The 4,812-nt window shown below is 69.5% G+C and carries 4 protein-coding genes; 3 read left to right on the forward strand and 1 reads right to left on the reverse strand.

Annotated elements, in window-relative coordinates; genetic code table 11:
• From ACESL7_RS13115 to ACESL7_RS13125, 3 genes are all read left to right on the forward strand, one after another.
• The coding region (locus ACESL7_RS13115) for a protein O-mannosyl-transferase family (protein ID WP_372893757.1) at nt 1-1,441 on the forward strand (1,441 nt) is incomplete at its 5' end.
• Nucleotides 1,442-1,603: 162 nt separating this feature from the next.
• A complete protein-coding gene (locus ACESL7_RS13120) occupies nt 1,604-2,773 on the forward strand; it encodes a glycoside hydrolase family 183 protein (protein WP_372893758.1) in 1,170 nt (389 codons plus the stop codon).
• A gap of 114 nt (nt 2,774-2,887) precedes the next feature.
• On the forward strand, nt 2,888-4,174 hold the full coding sequence (locus tag ACESL7_RS13125) for a glycosyltransferase family 4 protein (protein WP_372893759.1): 1,287 nt from the start codon (nt 2,888-2,890) through the stop codon (nt 4,172-4,174).
• 103 nt (nt 4,175-4,277) lie between these two features.
• Here ACESL7_RS13125 and ACESL7_RS13130 read toward each other — a convergent pair whose 3' ends face one another.
• On the reverse strand, nt 4,278-4,634 hold the full coding sequence (locus ACESL7_RS13130; RefSeq protein ID WP_372893760.1) for a hypothetical protein: 357 nt from the start codon (nt 4,632-4,634) through the stop codon (nt 4,278-4,280).
• Nucleotides 4,635-4,812: the final 178 nt, after the last annotated feature.

Here is a 4,812-nt window from a genome sequence, read left to right on the forward strand (position 1 = left end):
GTTTCCCGGGCTGGGCGGCGTCATGAATGCCGGCGACACGGCCAAGTTCCAGACGCTCGGACACAGTCAGATCCTGGTCCACGGGCCCGGCTACCCGCTCGTCTTGTTCCTCGGCGCGGTGCTGCGTGCGCTCGACCTGCCGGTCGAACCCTGGCGCGCGATGACATTCGCCATGGCGGCGCTCCCCGGCGCGGTCGCCAACATGATGGCCTTCCTGATCGTCGCACGCGTGACCCGCAGCCTGCTCTTCGGCATCGCGGGGTCGCTCCTGCTGGGCAGCGCCGGGCTGATGGCCGTCCAGTCGACCGAGGCAGAGGTCTACCCGCTCGCCCTGGCCTTCGTGCTCTCGACCACCTTCCTTCTGGTCCTCTTCCTCGAGACCAAGCGCGAAGGCTATTTCGTGGCCGCCTGCGCCGTCTACGCGCTGTCCTTCGGCAACCATCTGATGATGATCATGCTGGCGCCGCTGGGCCTGCTGGTGATGGCGATACACTGGCGGCGACTGGTGCGGCCGCGCATCGTGGCCGCCGTTCTCGTCCTCGTCGCGCTGGGTGTGAGCCAGTATCTCTACCTCGCCTACATGACGCATCATCCCGACACGGCGTATTCCGAATACCTGCCCCTGCCGCCGACCGCGACGGAGCTGATCCGCTATATCTCGGGCACCTATTTCAGTGGTCTCTACGGCTCCGGGCTGAGCTCGACCTACAGTTCCGAGACGCTGCTGGTCACGCTGCGCTCGGCGCATCCGTGGATCTCGACGCCGCTGATCCTGGCCGGCGTCGCCCTCTTCGCGTCCGGCTGGCGGCGGCGCGACGCGGACTGGATCGGCGTGGCGACCGTGTTCGCGGTGGCGCTGTCCTTCGTGCCCTTCGTGATCTGGTACGGCGCCTACGATATCCAGGCCTTCCATCTGCCGGTGCTCGGACCGCTGCTCGTCGGAGCCGTGGCCGCGATCGGCTGGTGGGCGCGGCGCTGGCGGGTGCTGCAACAGGGGGCCGCGGTGCTGCTGATCGCGCTCGGCGTCTGGCGGGCGGCGGTCATGGCCGAGGGCCTGACCGCGCGCGAGCCCGTCTTCACCGACCTGCCCGAGACGCTGGAGGCGCTGGTCGCACAGGCCCCGATCGAGGATCCGCTGGTCTCCATGACCTACGGTCTCCGGATGGCGACGCTCTACCACGAACTGCTGGGCGAGGCGCCGCAGGCCCGCTACCGTGTGCCGTGGCGGGCCGAGGAAGCCGCCGTCGCGGGCGACGAGGTGGCCGGCCTCGTCGTGCCCACCGACGGCGAGCAGCTCCTGCGCTGGATCGAGCATCGCCATCCCGACCTCGCCTGCCGGTCCTGGACGCTCGACCAGCCGGAGGGGACAGCCTGGCCCGCCTACGCCTTTTCCTGCACCCGCCCCGGCGCCACCGACCCCGCGCAGGCCGACGACGGGTAGCGACGAGCGCGCAGGCGGCGGGCGCCGGGCCACGAGATCGTGAAGGCAAGCTCTCGTTTCCACCCTCGCATTTTCGGCAGGTTTCTGCCTATATGAGATCCATACCACGGATCTGACGGACCACCCTCGCTTGCGGCAGATCCCCTCGGTGGGAGACTGCACGTGATCCTTCGCCTTGCAACGCTCGCGGCCTGCGTCGCCGCCGGCATGACGCTGTTCCAGATGCAGTCCCATGCCCTCGAGGACACCGGCGATGCCGCGGCCAGGCCGGTCGCGCGGGGCACCGCGGTGCCCGCGGCACCGGTTGCCGAGGATGCGTCCGCCGCGGCGCCCCTCCTCGTCGGCCCCGCCGAAGTCGTGCAGCAGCTGACCGGCGCGGAGTCGCCCAACGCGACCGACCGCTGGAACGTCCACGGCACCGACCTCGGCCACATGATCCGCCACAAGGGCGCGCTCTACATGGTGTTCGGCGACACCTACGGACCCGATGACGGCGCATGGCGCAGCAGCACCATGGCGCGCATCGGGGATCCGCGCGGCGCCTTCGACATCGCGGGGATGATCACCGGCCCGGACGGCCATGCCAAGGAGCTGATCCGCTCCGCCAAGGTGCCCGGCGTGGAATGGACCGTTATTCCCACGAACGGCATATCCCTCGGCGAGCGGATGGTGCTGCATTACATGTCGGTGCGGATGTGGACATCGGACGGCCGCTGGTTGGTCCGGCGGTCCGGCCTCGCCTGGTCCGACGACGACGGACAGACCTGGCACCGCTCGCAATCGGCCGTCTGGCCGAACGGCTCCGGGTTCGAACAGGTGGCCTTCGTCGATCAGGGCGCGCTGATCTACAGCTTCGGCATCCCCGCAGGCCGCTTCGGCGGCGTGCGGCTGCGGCGCGTGGCGCGCGACGCGCTGTTCGATCCCGCGGCCTATCAATACTGGGATGGCCGCGGCTGGGTGGCCGATCACCGCGCGGCCGCGACGGTCGTGCCGGCGCCGGCGGGCGAGCTCTCGGTCGCCTGGAGCGAGGCGCACGGCCGCTGGCTGATGATGTATCTCGACGAGACGAAGGCCGCGATCGTCCTGCGCACCGCACCCGACCTCGTCGGTCCCTGGAGCGCGGCGCAGACGGTGGCCCGCGCCGGCGACCACCCGGGCCTCTACGCCCCCTACATCGTGCCCGGCGAGCCGCTCGACACCGAGGTCCGCTTCACGATGTCCCGGTGGAAACCGCTCTACAACGTGTTCCTGATGCGGGCGCCGCTGCACCTCGACGCGCCGGTCGTCGCGGCGGCCGAAAGCGATGGCGCGGCGAACATCCGGCGCGACTGACGCCGCCGTGCCACGCGGCGGGGCCGAGCCGCGCGCGGCGCGCAGGAGGCGTGACAGCGCCGCCCGGCACTGCCAAGAGGGACCCCGAACACGGCACGACACGGCGGGGCCCAGATGCAAGATACGGACCGGCGCGGAGCTCCGCGAATTGCCTACCTGACCAGCGCCTATCCCGCCGTGTCGCATACCTTCATCCTGCGCGAGGTCGAGGCGCTGAGGCGGCTGGGGCTTGACGTCGTCACCTGCTCGGTCCGGCGCAGCGGGCCCGAGCACCTGCGCGGCCCGGCCGAGACGCGGGCCGCCGAAACCACCTTCCACGTCATCGAGGCGGCGCGATCGCCCCGGGCGCTTCTCGCGGCGCAGGCGCCCGCCCTCACGGCGCCGGGGCGCTATGTCGGCACGCTGGCGCGGGCCGCCCGGATGCGCGGGCCCGGTCCGCGCGCCGCGCTCTACCAGCTGTTCTACTTCGCGGAGGCGACGCTGCTCGCACGGCACCTGAAAGCGGTCGGCGCGACCCATCTGCACAACCATTTCGCCGGCCCCTCGGCCAGTGTCGCGGTGCTGGCCGCCCGGCTCGCCGGGCTCCCCTTTTCCTTCACGCTGCACGGGCCGGCCGACCTTGCCGAGCCCGCGCGCTGGGGCCTCGGCGAGAAGATCGCGCAGGCCAGCTTCGTCGCCTGCATCAGCAACTACGCCCGCAGCCAGGCCATGCTGGCGAGCGATCCGGCCCACTGGGACCGGCTCAGGGTCGTCCACTGCGGGGTCGAGCCCGGTCTCTACCGGCGGCACGGGGGCGAGCGCGACGATCCGCGCCTGCATCTCGTCTTCGTCGGGCGGCTCGCCCCGGTGAAGGGGCTGCGCGTGCTGATCGAGGCCCTGCGCCTGCGCCGGGCGCGCGAGGGCGCCGACGACCTGCGCCTGACCGTCGTGGGCGACGGCGAGGACCGTCCCGCGCTCGAGGCCATGGCCGCCCCCCTCGGCGACGCCGTCCGCTTCACCGGCTACCGGAGCCAGGACGAGGTGGCCGGGATCCTCGCCACCGCGGACGCCTTCGCGCTCGCCTCCTTCGCGGAGGGCGTGCCCGTCGTGCTGATGGAGGCGATGGCCGCGGGCCTGCCCGTCATCGCGCCCCGGATCACCGGCATACCGGAACTGGTCGAGGACGGCGTCTCGGGGATCCTCGTGCCGCCGGGCGATGCGCAGGCGCTCGCCGCGGCGATCGACCGGCTGGCGGCCCTGCCCGACCGCGGCGCCGCCCTCGGCGAGGCCGGCCGGCGCGTCGTGGCGGCGGAGTTCGACATCTCCACCGAGGCGGCCCGGCTCGCGACCCTGTTCCGGGACGGGCCCGGCGACACCCTGCGCCCCGCCCCGGCCACCACCGCGCAGCCCCGTGCCTCCTAGGGGTCTGGCCCCGGCGCAGGCGTCACGACCTGCCGCTCGGGATCAGCGCGGCGAAGGACCGTTTGCGGCCCGGAGCAGTCACTCGTCGGAACGAACTGATCTCTTAACGCTGAACCTTGCCAATACGGTCTTTTTGTTTCTGATCATGTGGTAAAACGACATCTATAGAAAATGAAAGCCGCGACACACTTTCGCTACTCATTTCGCCTTTTCCACCGAGTGACGCTTCCACAACAAAAATCTTTGCTTTGGCTTCCGCACCCCCTTCACCCTTCTTCGAAGCAGTAATTGCGACATCAAAGTCTAATCTTGTTCTCGGAGCGACGAAACGTCCGGCCATGTCATCCTTGTGCGTGCCGGGATTTACCATCCCGCCATGTTCCTTAAGAGTAGCGTCGGCAGATTTAACTGCTTCGGCGATGTCCGCTATGGAGCCGCTGATAAAGTCCTTAAGATCCATTTGATATCTCCTGAAACGACCTGCTATAGTCCTGTTTGTGATCTGAGATTGTACTTTCGTCAATCAAAGAATTGGAACGTGTTCGTGTAGCGACGGCGACACTTTGCAAACTCGGCTTCCTTCGCAAGCACTAAATCGCTCCGCGATAGGGGCTCTGTGTGGCGGACGTTGCGCTGAA

Origin of the sequence: Rhodosalinus sp. (assembly GCF_041685465.1) — a bacterium.
Lineage (GTDB): Bacteria > Pseudomonadota > Alphaproteobacteria > Rhodobacterales > Rhodobacteraceae > Rhodosalinus.